This is a genomic window from Corallococcus sp. AB045 (genome assembly GCF_003668895.1).
GTDB lineage: Bacteria > Myxococcota > Myxococcia > Myxococcales > Myxococcaceae > Corallococcus > Corallococcus coralloides.
Genome location: NZ_RAWN01000123.1, coordinates 1 through 21,372 on the forward strand (window position 1 = coordinate 1; position 21,372 = coordinate 21,372).

14 protein-coding genes are annotated in these 21,372 nt (G+C 69.0%); 8 read left to right on the forward strand and 6 right to left on the reverse strand.

The genetic code is table 11. The features are described 5' to 3' along the window. Nucleotides 1-309: 309 nt before the first annotated feature. Entirely contained in the window at nucleotides 310-1,290 is a 981-nt protein-coding gene (locus D7Y21_RS26095; RefSeq protein WP_147469377.1) for a hypothetical protein, read from the forward strand. 207 nt (nucleotides 1,291-1,497) lie between these two features. Here D7Y21_RS26095 and D7Y21_RS26100 read toward each other — a convergent pair whose 3' ends face one another. The 3 genes from D7Y21_RS26100 to D7Y21_RS26110 form a co-directional block, all read right to left on the reverse strand. Beyond that, the gene (locus D7Y21_RS26100; RefSeq protein WP_147469378.1) at nucleotides 1,498-1,740 is read right to left on the reverse strand and encodes a hypothetical protein; all 243 of its coding nucleotides are present in this window, start codon (nucleotides 1,738-1,740) and stop codon (nucleotides 1,498-1,500) included. Between the two features lie 33 nt (nucleotides 1,741-1,773). Then, entirely contained in the window at nucleotides 1,774-3,222 is a 1,449-nt protein-coding gene (locus D7Y21_RS26105) for a glycoside hydrolase family 6 protein (RefSeq protein ID WP_121716383.1), read from the reverse strand. Between the two features lie 136 nt (nucleotides 3,223-3,358). Further along, nucleotides 3,359-4,324 carry a DUF4440 domain-containing protein gene (locus D7Y21_RS26110; protein WP_158627357.1) on the reverse strand — a complete coding sequence of 322 codons (966 nt, stop codon included), beginning with the start codon at nucleotides 4,322-4,324 and terminating at the stop codon, nucleotides 3,359-3,361. A 183-nt stretch (nucleotides 4,325-4,507) separates the two neighbouring features. Here D7Y21_RS26110 and D7Y21_RS26115 point away from each other — a divergent pair, with 183 nt between their 5' ends. Both D7Y21_RS26115 and D7Y21_RS26120 read left to right on the forward strand, forming a co-directional pair. Further along, entirely contained in the window at nucleotides 4,508-6,958 is a 2,451-nt protein-coding gene (locus D7Y21_RS26115; protein ID WP_121716387.1) for an acylase, read from the forward strand. A gap of 324 nt (nucleotides 6,959-7,282) precedes the next feature. Beyond that, nucleotides 7,283-8,041: a hypothetical protein gene (locus D7Y21_RS26120; protein ID WP_120561648.1), complete on the forward strand. Its 759-nt coding sequence runs from the start codon at nucleotides 7,283-7,285 to the stop codon at nucleotides 8,039-8,041. A gap of 12 nt (nucleotides 8,042-8,053) precedes the next feature. Here D7Y21_RS26120 and D7Y21_RS26125 read toward each other — a convergent pair whose 3' ends face one another. Then, nucleotides 8,054-8,641, reverse strand: a complete 588-nt coding sequence (locus D7Y21_RS26125; RefSeq protein WP_120561647.1) for a regulatory protein RecX — start codon at nucleotides 8,639-8,641, stop codon at nucleotides 8,054-8,056. After that, the gene (locus D7Y21_RS26130) at nucleotides 8,634-9,668 is read right to left on the reverse strand and encodes an AraC family transcriptional regulator (protein ID WP_121716389.1); all 1,035 of its coding nucleotides are present in this window, start codon (nucleotides 9,666-9,668) and stop codon (nucleotides 8,634-8,636) included. Before D7Y21_RS26130 ends, D7Y21_RS26125 begins: the two co-directional genes overlap by 8 nt. 99 nt (nucleotides 9,669-9,767) lie before the next feature. Between D7Y21_RS26130 and D7Y21_RS26135 the strand changes: the two genes are divergently transcribed. From D7Y21_RS26135 to D7Y21_RS26145, 3 genes are all read left to right on the forward strand, one after another. Continuing rightward, nucleotides 9,768-10,526 (forward strand): SDR family oxidoreductase, encoded by a 759-nt coding sequence (locus tag D7Y21_RS26135; protein WP_121716391.1) that lies wholly within the window; start codon nucleotides 9,768-9,770, stop codon nucleotides 10,524-10,526. Nucleotides 10,527-10,640: 114 nt separating this feature from the next. Continuing rightward, complete coding sequence (locus tag D7Y21_RS26140; protein WP_121716393.1) at nucleotides 10,641-11,066, forward strand: YciI family protein; 426 nt, start codon at nucleotides 10,641-10,643, stop codon at nucleotides 11,064-11,066. Nucleotides 11,067-11,243: 177 nt separating this feature from the next. Then, nucleotides 11,244-12,833 (forward strand): SDR family NAD(P)-dependent oxidoreductase, encoded by a 1,590-nt coding sequence (locus D7Y21_RS26145; RefSeq protein ID WP_120561643.1) that lies wholly within the window; start codon nucleotides 11,244-11,246, stop codon nucleotides 12,831-12,833. A 10-nt stretch (nucleotides 12,834-12,843) separates the two neighbouring features. Here the strand turns inward: D7Y21_RS26145 and D7Y21_RS26150 are convergent, their stop codons facing one another. Further along, nucleotides 12,844-14,016, reverse strand: coding sequence for a glycoside hydrolase family 26 protein (locus tag D7Y21_RS26150; protein WP_121716395.1), 1,173 nt, complete (start codon nucleotides 14,014-14,016; stop codon nucleotides 12,844-12,846). A gap of 167 nt (nucleotides 14,017-14,183) precedes the next feature. Between D7Y21_RS26150 and ileS the strand changes: the two genes are divergently transcribed. Together ileS and D7Y21_RS26160 are read left to right on the forward strand one after the other, a co-directional pair. Then, nucleotides 14,184-17,927: an isoleucine--tRNA ligase gene (gene ileS, locus D7Y21_RS26155; RefSeq protein ID WP_121716397.1), complete on the forward strand. Its 3,744-nt coding sequence runs from the start codon at nucleotides 14,184-14,186 to the stop codon at nucleotides 17,925-17,927. A gap of 227 nt (nucleotides 17,928-18,154) precedes the next feature. After that, on the forward strand, nucleotides 18,155-20,302 hold the full coding sequence (locus tag D7Y21_RS26160; RefSeq protein WP_233612283.1) for a TonB-dependent siderophore receptor: 2,148 nt from the start codon (nucleotides 18,155-18,157) through the stop codon (nucleotides 20,300-20,302). The last annotated feature ends 1,070 nt before the right edge of the window (nucleotides 20,303-21,372 follow it).

A 21,372-nucleotide genomic window follows, 5' to 3' on the forward strand; every position in this document is an offset into this window, starting at 1 on the left:
GCGCCGAGGCCTCCGCCCCACCCCGTCCCGTCGCGGGCGCACTACCGCGACCCGTACCGTAAGTTTCTCGCGACGTCGAAACGCGAGGCGCGGAGCCGGGCGCGGAAGGCCCGTCGTCCCTGTCATGCCGGTTCGCCATGGGTCCAGTGTACCCCTCACTCCAGGATTCCATGTTTCTCGGCCCGGCCGCCTGCCCGGTTGCGTCTGAAATCGCGCGTTTCCGTCAAAAGCCGTGATCCAAAAGCAACCTCCAAAGTCCTGCGCGGATAATGCGGGAGAAAAAAGACCCAGAAGCGACAGGAGATGCCCGTGGCCATCAACATTGGCGCCAAGCTCGATTCGGTCATGGCCCGCATCCGCCAGGCCTCGGCGGAACGCGCGGCGGCGGCCCAGTCCGTGAAGGAGCCCCTGCCGGACGCGCCGGACGCCAAGGCGCTCAACCCCGCGGAAGGCCGCTACCTGGACTCCTTCGAGGAGGAGCGCGCCAAGAAGATGGGCCTGCCCTCCCTGGCCGCCCCCCCGCCTCCGGGCACGGACCCGGCCGCCAGCGCGATTCCCACCAACGAGGCGACGCAGGCCCAGAAGGAGCAGGGCTGGAACGCGCCGCAGACGACCGTCGCGCAGACGAGCAAGAAGGGCTGCGCGGAGGCCACCCTCACCTACCTGGAGCAGTCCAGCGCCGAGGAGGCCGTCCCGCTGACGCAGCAGGAGGCCCGCGAGAAGGTGCGCAACAAGGCGGGCACGATTGCCACGGGCGTGAGCGACCAGGTGGCCGTGAACCTGGATGACGGCGCGACCCCGGACGAGATGGGCGCCATGCTCGGCACCATGGGCATCAAGGTCACCAAGGGCTTCGGCGAGTGCAACACGGACGCGCTCAGCGGCGCGCTGAAGCACGGGCAGATGGCCCTGGCGATGGTGGACTCCAACGCGCTGCTCAACATGACGCTGGCGGAAGATGAGCAGCTCCCGGAGACCGGCGAGCTGCACTGGCTCACCATCGACGGCGTGAACCCGGGCCTGAGCGATAGCACGGACGACGACCTCTACCGCGTGCGCGACCCCATCAACGGCGCCTACTGGGTGCCGGCCAGCGACCTGAAGAAGAGCATCGAGCAGGCTCAGGCGCAGCACGGCAGCGGCGGCGTGATGACGGTGCAGAAGGACGGCACCGCGAAGACGGACGAACAGCGCCAGGCCCTGGCCCGCTCGAACCTGGAGCGCACCCAGCCCCTGGGCAAGGGCAACGGCGGCGCCAGCCGGCGCCTGAGCGTGGGCGAGTCCAGCTAGAGCCCCCGGCACCGTCCTGCTTCACCCCGACGCCTTCCCCAGCCTCGCGCCGGGGAAGGCGTTCGTACGTCCGGCGGACTACAGGGGCTCGCCCACCACCAGCGTGACGGGACCGATGCTCTGGATGATGTACTGGTTGCGCGAGCCCACCTGGATGACGCTCTTCAGCCGCGCCTCCGGCCACTGCGCGAAACCCAGCTCATACAGTCACCGGTAGTCCTTCGGCGGGCCCTCGGAGGCCTGGGGCGAGGCGCGCTCGCCCAGGATGAAGGCCGCGTAGCGCGTGTATGCCTTGTGGATGCTGCCGCCGCCCGCGGTGGGCAGCGCGGTGGCCTCGGCTTCCGCCTGGTCGAGCACCGGCTCAATCGCGTCTTCTGGTCCGCAGGCCGTGCCGACTGCCATCACCACGCCCAGCACCAGGCTCCGCAGCCATCGTGGATTCCTCGGCATGTCGTCGGTCCTTTCGAAAGGCGTGCGTGGGGCTCAGGTGCCGTCGATGAGGCGGTTCGCGATGTCCGGGCTGAACTGTCCGGCGGGCGTGCCCGGGGCGATGCCGCACTGGCCATCCGAGTCGCCCGGCGTCTTCACCCACAGGAGCATCTCCGCGCCGCCGCCCGTCTGCGACGTCACGCCCAGCTTGCGGCCACCGGGGTTGCACCACTCGCCGTTGGAGCCGTTGCCATTGCGGCTGGTGTCGATGATGTACTGCCGCGTGTAGCCGTAGCGGCTGTTCAGCGCGGCGTTCACCGCGTTGCCGTACGTGGTGGACTGCGCGGTGGGATAGAAGTTGGAGACGTTGAGGGAGAAGCCACGCACGTTGCGCACGCCCGCGGACTCCAGGCGCTGCGCCATGGTGTCGGCGGCGATCCAGCTCGCGTTGCCGCCGTCCAGGTACGTCCAGGTGTTGGGCGCGCGGTCGCGCAGCTGCTCGGAGGCGTAGCGGATGAGGCTCAGCCGAGTGGCGCGCTCCGTGTCGTTGGGGAGGCAGTCCAGCTGCGCGACGCCGTCCGGCTCCACGATGACCACCGCCGGCCGGTTGCCGATGGCGGTCGCGAAGGCGGAGATCCAGGTGCGGTACGCGTCCGCGCTGCCCGCCCCGCCGCCGGAGTGGCTGCCGCAGTCACGGCCGGGGATGTTGTAGGCCACCAGCACGGGCAGCTTGTCCGCAGCGTCCGCCGCGGCCACGAAGTTGGACACGTCCTGGGAGATGTTGCTGTTCCAGTTGCCGAACCAGCGCGCCATCGGCTTCGAGGCGATGGACGCGTTGATGCGCGACGCGCGGCCGTCACCGCTGTTGTTGCGCACCCACACCGCGGGGTTGGAGTTGGGGTCCACGTAGAAGCCGCTCGTCATCGCCACCGGGCCGGAGCCGGAGCCGCTCTCCGTGGTGAGCGAGATGTCATCCAGCCGCACGGTGACGGCGTTGGCGCGGCCGCCCAGCTGGAACGTCACCTGCCCCTGGCTCGTGGACAGCGAGGACGTGAACGGGAACGAGAAGCGCCGCGACGTGCCGTCCAGCGTGAAGGACCGCGTGAGCGTCGACGTGAAGGGCGCCGTCTCCTGCTGCACCGTGGCCTGCGTGGTGATGGTCGCGGAGGCCCGGGCCGTGAAGGCCAGCGTGTACGTCCTGCCCGCCACGAGCGTCACGCCGCTCTGCCCGACAATGGCATCCCACGGGTTGGCGGTGTTCGCCGCCACGTCCACACGCCACAGGCCGCTCTCCACATACGACTGCGTGCTGGCGTTGTTCCACCACGGCGCCACCGAGCCGGAGCTAAAGGTGCCGTTGGTGAGCAACTCCGTGAGCGCGGCCTCCTGAGCAGTCAGGGCCGGAGCTTCAGGAGTGACGGGCTCGGCCGGGCCACAGGCCGCGAGCGCGAGCAGCGGAACGAACGACAGCGACAGCCGACGCACGGAACGAGGGGTACGCATGAAGGGGAACTCCTCAGCACGGGGAGCTCCCTTCTTGCGGCGCGTCAGTCAGGAAATACAAGACTAAACGGCTATTTCAGCTCTTGACAGAATATTGCTGAAACATTCACGCCAAGGGGCCAACCAGGGCGATGTGTCACGGCCCCTGAGGGCCGGGGCTGGCATTGCCGCCGTCGGTGACGTAGCGCCACTGTCCATCGGCCTGTCGGCGCCAGACGGTGAGGTACTTCACGTGGTCCACCTCCGGCTGGCCCTGCTCGTTCTTGCCCGTGGAGATGGCGCGGCCCACCGTGTACGCGAGGTCGCCAGAGCCCGCCGCGTCGCCCAGCACCGGCTCCCAGCGCAGGTCGATGGCCTCCAGCGTGAACGGCGCGTACGCCTTCGCGATGGCGTCATGGCCGAAGATGCCAGCGGATCCGAGCGGCATCACCGCGTCCTGCGCGGCCCAGGCGGCGAAGGCCTTGCCCATGCCCTCGGTGACGGACATGGCGGAGAACGCGCTGTCCGCGGCCTTTGCCTCCTCCAGCACCTTCGCGGGCGGAAGCGCGCGCGGCTCCGGCGCCGGCAGCGTGGACGAAGGCGTGAAGCCCGCGGGCGGCGTCATCGGCGTCTTGGTGGCGTTGAGCACCGCCACCGCCACGCGCCACTGCCCGTCCGGCTGGCGCTTCCACGCGGTGATGTAGCGCGCGGTCGGCCGCACTGACGTGCCTCCTGACTCCACGGACACGTTGCCCACCGCGTACCCCAGCGTCCCGTCCGCGCTGACGTCCCAGCGCACGGGCGCCCAGCGCACCTTGCCCTCCGCCTCCAGCGGATGCGCGGCCAGCCACGCGCGGATGGCCTCCTTGCCCTTGGGCGCGTACGTGCCGTCCACCAGCAGCACCGCGTCGTCCGCGACGAAGTCCGCGAACGCCTGCGCCGAACCGGACTTCTCCGCCGCGTCCGACATGGCCTGGTCCGCCGCGCGCAACCCCGCGCGCTGGTCCTCCAGCGACTGCCGCGCCGCCACGGCCTCCGCGCCCGGCCCGGAGGCCTTCGCCCCACCACACCCCAGGGTCCCCAACGCCGCGACGACGAGCGCGCCCGCGAACATCCGTTTCATGTGCTGGTTTCCTTTCGTGAAACACCGGGCCCGCGCGCCATGTCCGGCACCCCGGGCTCCCAGGCCGCGAGCCATACACGTAAACACGGAATTCCGCTCGCCTCGTGTCCCGGCGCGATCCAGGAATGATGCGTTTCTACAATTAGGAGGGAATTTCTCCTCGCCGTGAAAGGAATCCCTCGAATGGATGGACGTAACGGAAGGACCGGCGGCGCCCGGCTGCTGCCGCTGACGGCGTTGCTGCTGGCCACCGGGTGTGAGCCGCGCACCGCGACGCCTCCGGCGCCGGAAGGCCCCACCGCGTCGGTGAAGTTGGGGGCGGGCAGCCTCTCCGCCACCGTGCGCAGGACGGCGCACGGCATTCCCCACGTGCTGGCGGACGACTTCGCGGGTGTGGGCTACGGCTACGGCTACGCGTTCGCGCAGGACAACTTCTGCGCGCTGATGGACGCGCTGGTGACGGTGAACGCCGAGCGCTCGCGCTACTTCGGGCCGGACGGCACGTACCTGGCCGCGCTGGGCAACCAGTACAACAACCTGAAGAGCGACTTCTTCTACCAGGCCATCAACGACGACGGCACGGTGGAGGCGCTGCTGGCGAAGCCGCCGCCCCTGGGCCCGTCCCAGGACGTGCGCGAGCTGGTGCGCGGCTACACGGCGGGCATCAACCGCTACCTGACGGAGACCGGCGTGGACGGGCTGACGGATCCGCGCTGCAAGGGCGCGGCCTGGGTGCGCCCCATCACCGAGCGCGACCTGTACCGGCGCTACTACCAGCTCAGCCTCTTCGCCAGCTCGCTCTTCTTCCTGGACGCGTTGGTGGACGCGAAGCCCCCGTCCCTCCTGCCGGACGGCACGCTGCCCCTGCCGCTGCCCGTGCCCGCCACGCTGGACCGCAAGGTCTTCCCCAGCTCGGAGACGCTGGGCCTGGGCAGCAACGCCTTCGGCCTGGGCAGCCAGGCCACGCGCAACGGCAAGGGCATGCTGCTGGCCAACCCGCACTTCCCCTGGGAAGGCTCGGAGCGCTTCTACGAGGCCCACCTCACGGTGCCGGGCAAGCTCAACGTCTCCGGCGTGAGCCTGCTGGGCGTGCCCGCCATCCTCATCGGCCACAACGAGACGCTGGCCTGGAGCCACACCGTCTCCACCGCGTACCGCTTCACCCCCTTCGAGCTGAAGCTCATCCCGGGCTTCCCCACGAAGTACCTGTACGACGGCCAGATTCGCGACATGACCACCCGCACCGTCACGGTGCAGGCGAAGGCGGCGGACGGCTCGCTCACGCCGCGTCAGCACACCTTCTACCGTTCGCACCTGGGCCCGATGATGGAGTACCCATCCGGCCTGATGACGTGGAACGGCCTCACCGGCTACGCGTTCCATGACGCCAACGCCTCCAACCTGCGCCTGCTGGACGCGTTCTTCGCCATGGACCGCGCGGCCAACGTGGACGAGCTGCGCACGGCGCAGGCCACCTGGCAGGGCATCCCGTGGGTGAACACCATCGCCACGGACGCGCAGGGCCGCGCGTACTACGCGGACATGAGCGTGGTGCCGCACGTCACCGACGCGAAGCTTTTGCGCTGCGTGCTGTCCCCCATCCCGCTGCTGGTGCTCGCGAGCGCGGGGCTGCCGGTGCTGGACGGCTCGCGCTCCGACTGCGCGCTGGGCAGCGACGCGGACGCGGTGGAGCCGGGCATCTTCGGCCCGGGCAGCCTGCCGCGCCTCACCCGCGCCGACTACGTCACCAACTCCAATGACAGCTACTGGCTGCCCAACCCCGCCCAGCCGCTCACCGGCTTCCCGCGCATCCTGGGCGGAGAGAAGAACGTGCGCAGCCTGCGCACCCGCCTGGGCCTGAAGATGGTGCAGGGCCGGCTCGCGGGCACGGACGGCCTGGAGGGCCAGGGCTTCACGCTGGAGCAACTCCAGACGGTGATGTTCAACAACCGCAACTACTCCGGCGAGCTGCTGCGCGACGCCGCGGTGTCGCTGTGCCGCCGCACACCCTTCGTGCTGATGCCGGACCTCACCTTCGAGGACCTGCGCCCCGCCTGCCCCGTGCTGGCCGCGTGGGACCTGAAGGGCGACCTGGACAGCCGGGGCGAGCTGCTCTGGCGCGTGTTCCTCTTCACCGCGGTGGGTGCCACCGGCGGGCCGTACCTGGTGCCCTTCAACGCGAACGACCCCGTCAACACGCCGCGCACGCTCAACACGCTGAACCCGCAGGTGGCCCAGGCGCTGGGCACCGCCATCCGCACGCTGCGCGAGCGCAACATCCCGCTGGATGCGACGACGGGCTCCGTGCAGGGCAAGCGCAAGAACGGCATCTTCTACCCGGTGCACGGCTGCGCCCACGACGAGGGCTGCTTCAACCAGATCGCCAACCAGCTCCTGCCGGATGGCACGTATGAGCCCGTCCTGGGCTCCAGCTTCGTCATGGCCGTGTCCTTCACGGACGCCGGCCCCGTGGCGAAGTCCGTGCTCACCTACTCCCAGTCCACCAACCCGGCCTCGCCCTGGTTCGCGGACCAGACGGCGATGTTCTCCCAGAAGCAGTGGGTGGACCGGCGCTACACGGAGGCGGAGATCGCCGGAGACCCGGCGCTGACCGTCACACACCTCCAGGAGTAGTCAAAGCCAGACAGCAGGCCCATGCGGCCCGGTGTCCTTCCACCACGCGGGAGGGACGCCGGGCCGCGGTTTTTTTGGGACGAGAGAAGAATGCTCGCGCCGGAAAGTAGCAATGTCATCGCATTCCCAGACGCTCCGCACTGCTTGGAAACGCGCCTGTTCAACGCACTTTCCGAGGTCTCAAGAATCCCAAATTGTTGCACTTGGCAAGGATTGTCAGGCCAACCCCCAGAGGGCAGAGTTCACTCTGGGTGAAATAGGAATTCCCCTCCAGGAGGCGCACTCCCGCGTCCCTCTCCGGGATTCCCACCCGAGGAGACCCCCGTGAAGATGCTTCATTGGAGTGCGGCGGCGCTGGCGCTGTTCATCGTGGCCTGCGGCCCCGTGGAGGAGCAGCCGCTGGCGCCCGAGCCCGCGGCGCTGGAGACGCTGGAGACGCAGGAGGCGGCGCTGGCGACCCGGGCCTGTACGAACAGCCTGGGATGCCGGGAGGCTTGTGCCTGCCAGGGCGGATTCTGCGTACCGGACGGGTTCGGGCCGCCGCCGCCCGAGGGCCACTGTGACCAGGCGCCCGTGCGCGCCTGCAACGCGGGTTCGGACTGCGCCTCCGGCTGCAACTGCGTGGGCAACGTCTGCGTCAATGACGGCTTCAGCCCGCCCGCCAACTGCCTGCTGGCGCCTCCGGATTCGTACGAGAGCGACAACACGCACACCACCGCGTCCTCGTACCTGGGCACGCCGCAGCTCAACCACTCCTTCCACCGCCAGAACGACGTGGACTGGGTGCTGGTGGCCACGCCCATCAACCAGGTGATGACGGTGGAGACCTACAACCTGCGCAACGGCCCGTGGATGCGCATCGACATCTACGCGTACAACTACGCCACCCGCACGCTGGGCGCGCTCGTGGGCAGCACGTCGAGCACCGTCTGCTCGCAAATCACCCCGTCCTGCTTCGTCTACCGCGCGACAGCGAACGTCGTGGCGAATGGCGTCTACGCGGTGAAGATCACCGACGCGCGCAACCGGCCGTCGGGGTCCGACTACACGCCCACCGCGAAGTACGACCTGAAGATGTACTGAGCCCCAGGGCCATCAGTCGCGGGACGGCAGGTCGTCCGCCGTCCCGTCGATGATGCGCTTCGCGATGGCGAAGGAGAAGCCCGCGCGAGCGAGCGCCGCCAGGTCCTTCTTGCGGTTCTCCTCGCGCGTGCTCAGGTCGCGCCGGTAGGGGCCCAGCCGCTTCTTGCGCGCCCAGATGCGGGCGGCGGCGTCCTCGGGCACGTCCTGGGTGGCCTCCGCCAGCTTCTCCTGCACCAGCTCCGGCGCCACGCCCTTCATGCGCAGCTTCTGGGTGATGACACGCGCGCTGCGGCCGGACGCACGCAGCGAGTGCACTCGCGTCTCCGCGTAGGTCCGGTCATTGATGAGGCCGTTGCGGATGAGCTTCTCCGCCAGCGCGTCCACCCAGCCCACGGCCTCCGCGCGGTCGGTGCCGTGGAACTTCACGGAGCGGTCCACCCGGCGCATCATCACGCGCTTGAGCTGGCTCACCGTGGCCGCGTACCTCTTGAGGTAGTGCAGCGCCGCGTTCTCCAGGTAGCGCTGCGACACCTTCCGGGGCGGCTTCGGTTTGCGAGGCTCCCGGCGGCGTTCCGGGTCCCTGTCGGTGGGATCATCCATGGCGGGACAGCTCTACCACCGGGGTCCGACTCGCGGGGGTGCGTCCGCCGCCCCTCCGGGTGGACCGCCCGGGGCCCGGCTGCCCGGTGGCCCGCCGTGACGGGTCCCCACCCTCGGCGTCCGGTGCCTGGCGCTGCTCCCGCGCGTAATGCGTGGGCGGCAGTCCGACGTGGCGGGTGAAGGCCACGCTGAAGGTGCTCGCGGAGCTGTAGCCGACCTGCTCCGCGACCTCGGCGACGGTGACCTCCTGCTTGCGCCGCAGCAGGTCCTTCGCCAGGGCCATGCGCCAGCCGAGCAGGTACTCCATCGGGGCCATGCCCATCGCGCGGTTGAAGCGCTCGAAGAACGCCGAACGGGACAGCGCGGCCTCCTTCGCCAGCTGCACCACGGTCCACGCCTGGGTCGGGCGCTCGTGCATCCGGCGGATCGCGACGGACAGGCGCTCGTCGGAGAGCCCTCGCAACAGGCCGGGCGACGCCGCGATGCCCGCCGTGGAGCGGAGCGCTTCGATGAGCAGCACCTCCATGAGGCGGGCGAGGATGACCTCGCGCGCGGGCCGCCGTTCGCGCGACTCGTCCCTCAAGAGCTCCACGAGGGCGGTGAGCCTCTGCTCACCGCGAACGTGCACGAACTGGGGAAGGAGCGAAACGAGCAGGCTGGCGTCCGGAGAGGCGAAGGCGCAGTACCCCACCATCATCCGGACATCGGGCGGGCCGTGGTGGACGCCGTTCCTGATTTCACCATCGGGCAACACGATGCGAGGCGTCTCGTGCTTTCCCTTCGGTGGCTCGATGCTCGACGTCGTGAAGTCGAACGCCGCGGGGATCAGGACGAAGTCCCCCTTCTCGAGGATGACCGGCTCGCGTCCGTCCACCGCGAGGCGGCTCCGCCCCATGAGGACCGCGCAGTAGAAGGGCCTCCCATTCTCCGCGCGCCGCACCCGCCACCGGCCCGCGCCGCTGACGAGCTTCGAGAACGGGGCGCCCGGCTGGAGCAGCGAAACCACTTCCGCGAGGGGATCGACCATGACCGGACTCCTGCGAATGAAATCTGGACTCCCTGTTGTAGCAGGTCCGGATTGCGCTCCCTATACCTGTCACCGGACCCCGCACTGACAGGAACCGCCATGAAGACCCTTTTGATCACCGGCTGCTCGTCTGGCTTCGGACTCGACACCGCCCGCTACTTCCTCGAGCGTGGTTGGAAGGTCATCGCCACGATGCGCAAGCCGCGCGAGGACGTGCTACCCCGCTCGGAGCACCTGCGCGTGCTCCCGCTCGACATCACCGACCCCCAAAGCATCCGCGAGCTGGTGGAGGCCGCGGGCCCCATCGACGTGCTGGTCAACAACGCGGGCGTCGGCCTGATGAGCGTCTTCGAAGGCACGTCGATGGAGACAATCCGCGGCACCTTCGAAACGAACACGTTCGGTGCGATGGCCGTGACCCAGGCGTTCCTACCCGGGTTCAGACAGCAGAAGTCGGGGGTCATCGTGAACGTCTCATCGGGCACGACGCTGAAGCCGCTCCCGCTGCTGGCCGTGTACAGCGCGAGCAAGGCGGCGCTCAACGCGTTCACCGAGTCGCTCGCGCTGGAGCTCCAGCCCTTCAATGTGCGGGTGAGCCTGGTGATTCCGGGGCGGTCCCCGGAGACGCCCTTCGCCCAGAACGCCCAGGCCCGGATTCAGGACCAGGGCGTCTCCGTCCCCGAGGCGTACTCCGGCTTCGTGCGGAGCATCTTCGACAGAAGGACGGCGCAGCAGTCGGGGCCGGTCACCCGGTCGCTCGACGTGGCGGAGGCCATCTGGCGCGCGGTGAACGACCCGTCATCCCCGCTCCGCCAGCCCGCGGGCGCGGACGCCGTGGAGATGGCCCGGTCGAACTGAGCCCGGGGTTGTGCTTCAAGCGCACCGGCGCGTGAGCTATCCGTGTCGATCCACCGCACGGCCGTTCGTCGTGTGGATGGAGCCACGCCCCACACCCTCACCCCAGGAGCCCCCATGCGCTTCATGCTCATCCCCCGCCCCTCCACCCTCGAGCCCACGCACTCGGACGCGCCCTTCGACGAGGCCGTCTTCATCGCGCAGATGAAATACAACGAGGAGATGCACAAGGCCGGCGTGCTCATCGCCTCCGAGGGACTCAGCCCCTCCCCGGGCGCGCACGTCGTCTTCAAGGACGGCAAGTCCAGCGTGAAGGATGGCCCCTACGCGGAGACGAAGGAGCTCATCGGCGGCTTCTACGTGTTGGAGGTGAAGTCGAAGGAGGAGGCCATCGAGTGGGCCCGCCGCTATCCCGGCGGCATGGGCAACGACGACGTGATGGAGGTCCGCCCCCTCACCGGCGCCGGAGACATCCCGCCGGAGCTGGTGACGCTCATCGAGAAGGTGGCCCCCACCTGGAGCCAGACCTTCAAGGCGTCGTGACCCATCCGCGGCGCGGGGCTTCCTGGGCCCGTCAGACGACCATGCGATGCGGCGCTTCCCCTTCCTGGCGCCTCCCCCTCGGAGCCCCCTCCGGGGGGAGGCCCCTGCCCGCTTGCCCTCCAGGCCCGCTCAAGCCGCACCTTCCCCTGGCGCGCCCGGGAGGGTAAGCACCAGGGCGTGAAGAATCTGGCCGTCGAGAACCTCCCGCCGTCGTCGCCCGAAGCCGACACGGCCCTGCCCCCCGATGTCTCCGTCGAGGACGTGCGCCGCGCCACGGCGCTGCTCAACACGCTCGCCAGGCACCGCGTGCTCTTGCACCGCCTCCCAGACGAGGACCACCACGCCCTGCTGGCCGGCGCCAGCCGGCTCGTCCACCCGGACAAGGCCTCGAAGAACCGGCTCCAGAGCGCGCTCAAGAAGGAGCGCAAGGACGCGCAGCGCGCCAACGACCGCGCCGTGCGCGCCAGCACGGAGATCCGCATGATGCGAAAGGCGCCGGTGCTCAGCCTGCCCGCGCTGCCCGCGCCGCCGCCGGAAGCGGGCCCGGAGCGCCTGCTGGAGGTGCCGCGCAAGTGCTACGTGTGCAAGGGGGAGTACCGCAAGCTCCACTTCTTCTACGACGCCATGTGCATCCCGTGCGGGGACCTGAACTACGCCCGGCGCACGCAGCGCGCGGACCTCACCGGCCAGGTGGCGCTCATCACCGGCGCGCGGGTGAAGATTGGCTTCCAGGCGTCGCTGATGCTGCTGCGCTCGGGCGCCACCGTCATCGCCACCACGCGCTTCCCCCAGGACGCGGTGCACCGCTACGCACGCGAGCCGGACTTCGCGGACTGGGCCCACCGGCTCCAGGTGCACGGCCTGGACCTGCGGCACGCGCCCAGCGTGGAGCTGTTCGCGCGCCACATCGAACAGACGCACGAGCGGCTGGACATCCTCATCAACAATGCCGCGCAGACCGTGCGCCGGCCCCCGGGCTTCTACCAGCACCTGCTGGAGGGCGAGCTGCGCGACGCCGGCACCCTGGCGCCCAAGCTGCGCGCGCTGCTCGCGGGCCATGAGGCCTGCATCGCCGCGCTCCGTCCCGCGCTGGGCCCGGGCGACATGGGCAACACGTCACTGCCCGTGGCTACCTGGCGCAGCGGCGACCCGGCATTGGGCATCCACTCCTCCGCGGCGCTGTCGCTGGTGCCCTACGCCATGGAGCAGGAGGGCGACACAGGCGCCCTCTTCCCGCAAGGAAGGCTGGACGCGGACCTCCAGCAGGTGGACCTGCGGGCTACGAACTCCTGGCGCCTCAAGCTGTCGGAGGTGCGCACCGCGGAGATGCTGGAGGTGCACCTGGTGAACGCGGTGGCGCCCTTCATCCTGTGCGGGAAGTTGAAGCCGCTGATGCTGAAGGACCGCTCGCGGCCGGGCCACATCGTCAACGTGTCCGCGATGGAGGGCAGCTTCTCCCGCGGCACGAAGACGGACAAGCACCCGCACACCAACATGGCCAAGGCCGCGCTGAACATGATGACGCTGACGTCCGCGTCGGACTACGCGCGCGACAACATCTTCATGAACGCCGCGGACACCGGCTGGGTCACCGACGAGGACCCCGCGCAGCATGCCGAGCGGAAGGTGCAGGAGCTGGACTTCCAGCCCCCGCTGGACATCCTGGACGGGGCCGCGCGCATCGTGGACCCCGTCATCACCGCCGTGAACACCGGAGAGTACGTCTGGGGCAACTTCTTCAAGGACTACCGCCCCACGAACTGGTGAGCCCCGGCCCTCAGCGCAACGCGCCCCAGTTGTAGGTCGCGTTGCTCCCGCCGGTCAGCACGCGCCAGTACGTGCTGTAATACCCATACGTGTCCTTGATGGCCTTGTAGTTGCTGGACACGTTCCAGTCGTTGGGGCTGGTCGTGCCCAGGTTGTAGACGAGCGAGTCGCCCCAGACGGAGTAGATGGCCCACGGGCGCGAGTCCAACTCGGACACCGTGCCGTAACGGCTGTCACCCCAGCGCACCGGCAGCTTGTCCGTCTCCGCCAGCATGCGCGGTTTGTTGTAGCCCGCGAGCCCCGTGTAGAACTGGGCCGGGAAGTAGGGATTGCCGTGGTAGATGTCCACGCCCACCACGTCCACGCGGTCGTTGCCCGGGTAGTAGTTCCACGGGTCCCCGCCGTAGGTGCCGTCCCACTCGTACGGCGACCAGACGAAGATGAGGTTCTTCAAACCGCGCGTCTTCACCAGGTAGTCGTGCGTGATGTTCCAGAGCTGCTTGTACTGAGCAGGGTCCTGGTTCGCCCACCAGAACGGTGACGCGCTCCCCTTCTTGTTCATCTCGTGGAAGGGGCGGTACAGCACCGGCACGCCCTGCTGCTGCAGGTACGCGAGCTTGTCCGCCGCGAAGGACAAATCCCTCAGCAGCGCCTGGTACTCCGCCGTGTTGGCCTGCCAGTTGATGACCCGGCCGAACCAGTTGTAATCCATCCATGACTGCCGGAAGTTGTTCGGCCAGCTCTTCACCGGCGCGCCCGGATAGGACATGTGGAAGCTGAACCCCACGATGCCCTCGCCGTAGCTGAAGCGGTCTCGCGCGAAGCCCACCGCGTAGTCCACGTACGCTTCCGCGTAGGTGTTCCTGTAGTTGCCCGGCCCGAAGTCGAACTCCACGAAGCCCGGGCGCCGGCCGGAGATGTCTCCGACCTTCACCCAGTACTCGCCCGCGTAGGCCTCCTTCTGGGCCTCGCAGTGCTGGCCCATGATGGTCTGCTTCGTCCCACCGTTGCGGCTGTTGTTCTCCAGGTCGGTCAGCAGGTTGTAGACCTTCTGCGCCTGCGCCGTGGGGCCCGGCGTGCTCAGCGTCCGGGACACCTGCGCGCTCGCGCTGCTTGCGCCCAGGCACAGCACCAGCGCCGCCAGCAGGTAGGAGAGGGATGGCTTCGGGGGGACGTGCGTCACGCGGGGGACCTCCAGTGGCTGCCCGGGGAGCGGTCAGGGTGTCACCCTTCCGGCACGAATTGCACGAATTTCGGCTTAGGCAAATCTGTCCACCGGCGTGCGGGCGGGTTCGCAAGGGCCTGGATTCACTGCCAAAGGGCCGGGCCGGTGGTATCAAGCAGGCCACCATGCCTGAAACGCCTTCGCCCCTGTTCAACGCGGTCCCCGTGGAGATGGACTTCCCGGCCGAGGAACGCCGCATCCTGGCCTTCTGGAAGGAGCGCGGCATCTTCGAGAAATCGCTCAAGGCGAACGAAGGCAAGCCCTCCTTCGTCTTCTACGAAGGCCCGCCCACCGCGAACGGCCTGCCCCACAACGGCCACGTCCTCACGCGCGTCATCAAGGACCTGTTCCCGCGCTACCAGACCATGCGAGGCCACTACGTGCCGCGCAAGGCGGGCTGGGACACGCACGGCCTGCCGGTGGAGGTGGAGGTGGAGAAGGAGCTCCGCATCCACGGCAAGGCGGAGATCGAGAAGTACGGCGTGGAGCCCTTCACGGAGCGCTGCATCGAGTCCGTGTTCCGCTACACGGGGGAGTGGGAGCGGCTGACCCAGCGCATCGGCTTCTGGGTGGACCTCAACGAGGCCTACGTCACCTATCACCGCGGCTTCGTGCAGAGCGTGTGGTGGGCGCTCTCCGAGCTCTACAAGAAGGGCCTGCTGTACCAGGGCCACAAGGTGGTGTGGTGGTGGCCGCGCGGCGGCACCGCGCTGTCCGCCGCGGAGGTGGGCCTGGGTTACAAGACGGTGGACGACCCCAGCGTCTACGTGGCCTTCCCGCTGCGCGATGCTCCGGACACGTCGCTGCTCATCTGGACGACGACGCCCTGGACGCTGCCGTCCAACATGTACGCGGCCGTGAACCCATCCGTGGACTACGTCACGGTGGACGCGGGCGACCGCAAGCTCATCCTCGCCGCCGCGCTGCGCGAGGAGCTGGCCAAGAAGCTGAAGAAGGACCTGCCCGTGCTGTCCACGCAGAAGGGCAGCGACCTGGTGGGCAAGCGCTACACGCCGCCCTTCGACACGTACTTCGCGAAGGAGGCGGACGCCACGCTGCCCCTGAAGGACGGCGGACAGGACACGGTGGGCTGGCGCGTGATTCCGGCGGACTTCGTCACGCTGGACAGCGGCACGGGCATCGTCCACACGGCGCCCGCCTTCGGCGAGGACGACTACAAGGCCTACCGCAAGGACGCCACGCGCTTCCAGGACCCGGATGCGCTGGGCATGCGCTGCGCGGTGAAGCCGGACGGCACGTTCTCGGAGGAGGTGCCGCTCGTCGCCGGCCGCTTCGTGAAGGACGCGGACAAGGACCTGCAGCGCAACCTGAAGGAGCGCGGGCTGCTCATCCACACGGAGCAGTACCGCCACGAGTACCCCTTCTGCTGGCGCGCGGACGAAGACCCGCTCATCCAGTACGCCCGCCCCGCCTGGTACATCCGCACCACCTCCGTCATCGAGCAGGCCAAGGCGAACAACCAGCAGGTCAACTGGGTCCCGGAGAACATCAAGGACGGCCGCTTCGGCGACTTCCTGGCCAACAACGTGGACTGGGCCCTGTCGCGCGAGCGCTACTGGGGCACGCCGCTGCCGCTGTGGATCCACTCCGAGACGGGTGAGACGGAGGCCGTGGCCTCCATCGCGGAGCTGCGCCAGAAGCCGGGCAACAACGTGGCCGCCGTGGAGGCCGAGCTGAAGGCGTTCCTCGCCGGCAAGCCGCACGAGTCCAACGCGGAGCACCTGCTCGTCCACAAGCCGTGGATCGACAAGGTCACGTACGAGAAGGCCGGCTCCGGTGGGAAGTTCCAGCGCGTCCCGGAAGTGGTGGACGTGTGGTTCGACTCCGGCTGCATGCCCTTCGCGCAGTGGGGCTTCCCGCACGCGGAAGGCAGCAAGGAGACGTTCAACCGCGCGTTCCCGGCGGACTTCATCTCGGAGGCCATCGACCAGACGCGCGGCTGGTTCTATTCGCTGCTGATGGTGAGCACGCTCCTCTTCGACGAGGAGACGCAGAAGCGCATGGGCCTGACGCCCAAGCGTGAGTGGCCCATGCCGTACAAGAGCTGCATCGTGCTGGGCCACGTCTCCGACAAGGAGGGCAAGAAGGAGTCCAAGTCCAAGGGCAACTACACCCCGCCGGAGATCATCCTGGACGAGGTGCGCATGGACTTCGCGGTGCTCACCGCCACGGAGGCCGGCGTCCCGGCGGAGCCCGGCGTGGCGCTCATCGCGCGCGAGGACCTGGAGGGCCTGGACACGCAGGAGGGCGCGAAGGTGCTGCTCTTCCGCCCGGACCGGCCGGACGCGCCCGTCAGCGTCACCGTGAAGGTGCACAAGAAGCTCAAGCGCCGCGTGGTGCTGCTGGCGCCGCAGGAGCTTCAGCAGCTGGACGTGAAGCCCTCCGCGCGCGGCGTGGACGTGATGCCGGTGGAGGTGCCCCGGCTGGCGGCCACCGAGCGCGTGGTGCTCAAGGACCCCGCCACCAAGGCGCCGGGCGCGGACGCGTTCCGGTGGTTCTTCTACGCGGCCAGCCCCACCTGGTCCAACACGCGCCACTCGCTGGCGAACGTGCGGCTGTTGCAGAAGGACTTCCAGGTCAAGCTGCGCAACGTCTACTCGTTCTTCACCATCTACGCGAACATCGACGGCTTCAACCCGGCGAAGGGCACCGCGACCAGCACGGAGGCGCCGTGGCTGGCCATCCGCAAGAGCCAGGGCTGGCGCGAGGTGAAGGCCCGGCCGGTGCTGGACCGGTGGATCCTCTCCGAGGTGCAGCTCACCCTGCGCGACGTGGCGAAGGCGCTGGACACCTATCAGGTGTACGACGCGGCCCAGCGGATGGTGGCGCTGGTGGACGCGCTGTCCAACTGGTACCTGCGCCGCAGCCGCGAGCGCTTCTGGGCGCCGGGCTTCGAACAGGACAAGCAGGACGCGTACTTCACGCTCTACGAAGCCTTGACGACCATCACCGCCATGTCCGCGCCCTTCATCCCGTTCTTCGCGGATGACATGTGGGGCAACCTGGTGGGCAAGCCGTGGGGAGCGTCGCAGCCGGAGAGCGTGCACCTGGCGAGCTTCCCGGACGTGGACGCGAGCCTCATCGACGAGGGGCTGGCCGCGGAGATGGGCGCCGTTCGCGAGCTGGTGTCGCTGGGCCTCAAGGTCCGCACGGACAACCGGCTCAAGGTGCGCCAGCCGCTGTCGCGCGCGGACGTCATCCTGTCGCGCCGTGAGCTGACGGAGCGCGTGGCGGTGTACCAGGCGCTCATCAGCGACGAGCTGAACGTGCACACCGTGAAGCTGGTGGAGCCGGGCAGCCCGGAGGCGGACGTGGTGCGCTACCGCGTGCGGCCCAACCTGCGCGCCATGGGCAGCCGGCTGGGCCCCAAGCTCGCGCCGGTGCGCAAGGCGTTCGACTCGGGTGATGGCCGCGCGCTGCACCAGGAGCTGCTCCAGACGGGCAAGGTCGCCCTGAACGTGGGCGGCGAGGACATGGTCTTCCCGGCCGAGGAGCTGGAGACGCTGGTGGAGGCGCAGCCGGGCTACGCCGCCGCGGGCGGAGGCGTGGGCGTGGTGGTGATGCACACGCAGCTCACGGAAGCCCTGGTGGACGAAGGCCTGGTGCGCGAGCTGCTGGCGCGCGTGCAGGGTTCCCGCAAGGACATGAACCTGGGCTACACCGACCGCATCCGCCTGTGGGTGGACGGCGATGACCGCGTGAAGCGCGTGGTCGACGCCGCCCGCGACGAGATTGCTCGCGAGACGCTCGCCTCCGAAATCCACGTGGGCCCCCAGGGCCTCACCGGCACGGAGGAGGAGGCCAGCCTCAACGGCCTGCCCGCGAAGCTTCGCGTCGAGCGAGCCTGAAACCCGGCCCCCTCGGATGGCAGGGAAAGACAGCTCCGGGTAAACACATACCCGGGGCTTTGAAGGCAGACATCCGGTGTGGCGAGGCGAGGACCGGGAGGGCGTGGGCGACTCCCGGCTTGCCGCCTCAGGGGGCGCGTGTTACGCGACAAGCCCCTGATTTCGCAAATCATTCTCAACCTGCCACTCCGTTCCGCAGCCGTCCGCGCCACCTCGTCCCGGGGGCGTTGCTTGGCGCCGCCCTCTCCCTCCTCGCCTCCCCTGCCCTGGCGCAGGAGCCGGTCGCGCCCCAGGAGCCCGAGCAGTCTCCCGTCGCGGGTGAAGTCCTGGGGGAAGGCGACCTCTACCTGAAGACGGTGGTGGTGGAGAGCGAGCGCGCCAACGGCCCGGTGCAGGGCTACACCGCGCGCCGCAGCGGCAGCAGCACGAAGACGGACACCGCGATTGGCGACATGCCGCAGTCGGTGTCGGTGGTGGGCCGGGCGCAGATGGACGCGCAGCAGGTGCAGTCCGTGACGGAGGCCACGCGCTACACGCCGGGCGTGCGCGCGGACACGTTCGGCGCGGATCCGCGCAACGACTGGTTCCTGATTCGCGGCTTCGCGTCCCAGGAGGGCGGCTACTTCCTGGACGGGCTCCAGCTCTACTCCAGCAGCTTCGCCACCTGGCGCCTGGAGACCTTCGGCCTGGAGCGCGTGGAGACCCTGCGCGGCCCCTCCTCCGTGCTGTACGGCGGCACGTCTCCGGGCGGCCTGCTCAACATGGTGGGCAAGCGTCCGCCGGTGGAAGGGCACATCCGGCACGTGGAGCTGAGCGTCAACGAGTTCGCCAACGGCTACGCGGCCGTGGACTTCGGCGGCGCCATCGACTCGGGCAACCACTGGCGCTACCGGGTGACGGCGCTGGCGCGCGGCGGCGGCACGCAGGTGGAGGAGACGGACAACAACCGGCTCTTCATCGCGCCGGCCCTCACCTGGGCGCCGACGGAGAACACGGCGCTGACGCTGCACGGCAGCTTCATGGCGGATCGCACGCAGGGGCAGAACTTCCTGCCGTACGTGGGCACCGTGGTGGACGCGCCCCATGGCCGCATCCCCACCAACCTCTTCACCAGCGACAAGAGCCTGGACCACTTCCAGCGCAACCAGTCCTGGGCGGGCTACGAGTTCTCCCACCGCTTCAACGACACCTTCACGCTGCGGCAAAGCCTGCGCTACGCGCACCTGGACCTGGACTTCCAGACGCTCTACGGCGTGGGCTACGTGGGTGAGCCGGCGGACGCGCAGCTGTCGCGCGGCAACTTCGTCACCCGGCCGACCGCGAACCTCTTCACGGTGGACACGCAGGGCGACGTGCGCTTCAGCACCGGCCCCGTGCGCCACCTGGTGCTCGCGGGCGTGGACTTCAAGAACTACGTGCTGAACGACGAGCAGGGCTACGAAGCGGGCGCGCCGCTGGACCTGCTCAACCCCGTGCGCGGCGACTACACGCCCACGGAGACGCGCTACACGCTGAACCAGTCCACGCAGAACCAGTTGGGCGTCTACCTCCAGGACCAGCTGCGCATCGGCGACCGGCTGAGCCTGGTGCTGAGCGGGCGTCATGACTGGGTGGGCATGGACGTGGACAACGAGCTCGCGCCCACGTCCAGCTACGACGGCAGCGAGAGCGCGTTCAGCGGCCGCGCGGGTCTGCTCTACCGCTTCGACGTCGGCGTCGCGCCATACGTGAGCTTCTCCAGGTCGTTCAACCCGGTGGCCGGGACGAAGTCGGACGGCTCGCTGTTCGAGCCGGAGAAGGGCCAGCAGCTTGAAGCGGGCGTGAAGTACCAGCCGGATGTGTTCCCGGTGCTGGTGGGCCTGTCAGTGTTCGAGCTGAAGCGTCAGAACTTCGTGACGACGGATGGCGCCTTCAACCAGCTGCAGATTGGCGAGGTCCGTTCGCGCGGCTTCGAGGTGGAGGCCAACGCCACGCTGCTGCGCGGGCTGAGCCTGATTGGCTCCGCGTCGCTGTACTCGCTGGAGATCACGGAAGGGGCGGAGCTGGAGCTGGGCAAGCGCCCGGTGGGTGTGCCGGAGGTGCTGGCGTCGCTGTGGCTGGACTACACGTTCCAGGACGGAGCGCTGCGCGGCTTCGGCGCGGCGGCGGGCGTGCGCGGCGTGGGCAGCTCCTACGCGGACCGCGAGAACACGCTGGAGGTCCCGGGCTTCACACTGGTGGACGCGAGCGTGCACTACGAGCGCGGCCCGTGGCGCGCGGCCATCAACGCCTCCAACGTGGCGGACAAGACCTACGTGTCCTCGTGCAGCTCCGCGACGGCCTGCTTCTACGGCGAGCGCCGCCGCACGTCCGCCACGGTCGGCTACACCTGGTAGCCGTCACGAGGGCCTGAAGCCCTCACCCACGATTGCATCCACGGGGCCCTTGTCTGGCACGTCTCCGCCAGCGAGGGCCGCATGTCGTTCCCCGCTGCCGCGCCTCGAGACGCGTGGAAGCGCCACGGTCACGCGTTGAAGGGACTCCCCCCTAGCACTAGGCCCGCGGACACGAAGGTTGTCCCCATGGGTGAGAAGGTGAGAACCCCGCCGGGACGCCCCGTCGGCGGCGCACCGAAAAAACCTGTCCGGCTGTCGGACAAGTCTTGAAGTCCGTGGCGAGGGAGCTCCCCTCCGCCCGGGCAGCGGAAACCTGTCCGACTGCCCGACAGGCTCGGAAGTCCGTGGCGCAGGGAACCGCTCCGCGGTCCGAGCAGCACGAACCTGTCCGACTGTCCGACAGGTTTGGAACTCCGTGGCCCGGGGGACTCCCTTCCGCCGGCCAGCGAGAACCTGTCCGACTGTCGGACAGGTTTTGAGAGTCCAGGCCACGGAGGAGCCACCGCTCCGCCCAAGCCTCAGGAACCTGTCCGACTGTCCGACAAGTTTGGAAGCCCGTGGCTCGGGAGCTCCGTTCCGTCGGACAGCGAGAACCCGTCCAGCTGTCGGACAAGTTTTGAGAGTCCGTGCCACGGAGGAGCCACTGCTCCGCCCGGGCAGCGGGAACCTGTCCGACTGTCCGACAGGTTTGGAACTCCGTGGCACGGGGCCTCCGTTCCGCCCGGGCAGCGGGAACCTGTCCAGCTGTCGGACAAGTTTTGAGAGTCCGTGCCACGGAGGAGCCACTGCTCTGCCCGGGCAGCGAGAACCTGTCCGATTGTCCGACAGGTTTGGAACTCCGTGGCACGGGGACTCCGTTCCGCCCGGGCAGCGGGAACCTGTCCGACTGTCCGACAGGTTTTTGAGAGTCCGTGGCCCGGGCCCTTCCGCCCGGACAGCGAGAACCTGTCCGACTGTCGGACAGGTTTTGGAGGTCCGCTGCTCCGGGACTGCCATCCCCCCGCGCAGCACGAACCTGTCCGACTGTCGGACAGGTTTTGGAAGACCGCGCCCAGGGGGACCGCCTCGGA

Bases quoted from the DNA above. Each gene is read 5' to 3' on its own strand.
- D7Y21_RS26100 (WP_147469378.1), bottom strand. From the start codon at position 1,740: ATGCCGAGGAATCCACGATGGCTGCGGAGCCTGGTGCTGGGCGTGGTG.
- D7Y21_RS26105 (WP_121716383.1), bottom strand. From the start codon at position 3,222: ATGCGTACCCCTCGTTCCGTGCGTCGGCTGTCGCTGTCGTTCGTTCCG.
- D7Y21_RS26110 (WP_158627357.1), bottom strand. From the start codon at position 4,324: ATGAAACGGATGTTCGCGGGCGCGCTCGTCGTCGCGGCGTTGGGGACC.
- D7Y21_RS26115 (WP_121716387.1), top strand. From the start codon at position 4,508: ATGGATGGACGTAACGGAAGGACCGGCGGCGCCCGGCTGCTGCCGCTG.
- D7Y21_RS26125 (WP_120561647.1), bottom strand. From the start codon at position 8,641: ATGGATGATCCCACCGACAGGGACCCGGAACGCCGCCGGGAGCCTCGC.
- D7Y21_RS26130 (WP_121716389.1), bottom strand. From the start codon at position 9,668: ATGGTCGATCCCCTCGCGGAAGTGGTTTCGCTGCTCCAGCCGGGCGCC.
- D7Y21_RS26135 (WP_121716391.1), top strand. From the start codon at position 9,768: ATGAAGACCCTTTTGATCACCGGCTGCTCGTCTGGCTTCGGACTCGAC.
- D7Y21_RS26140 (WP_121716393.1), top strand. From the start codon at position 10,641: ATGCGCTTCATGCTCATCCCCCGCCCCTCCACCCTCGAGCCCACGCAC.
- ileS (WP_121716397.1), top strand. From the start codon at position 14,184: ATGCCTGAAACGCCTTCGCCCCTGTTCAACGCGGTCCCCGTGGAGATG.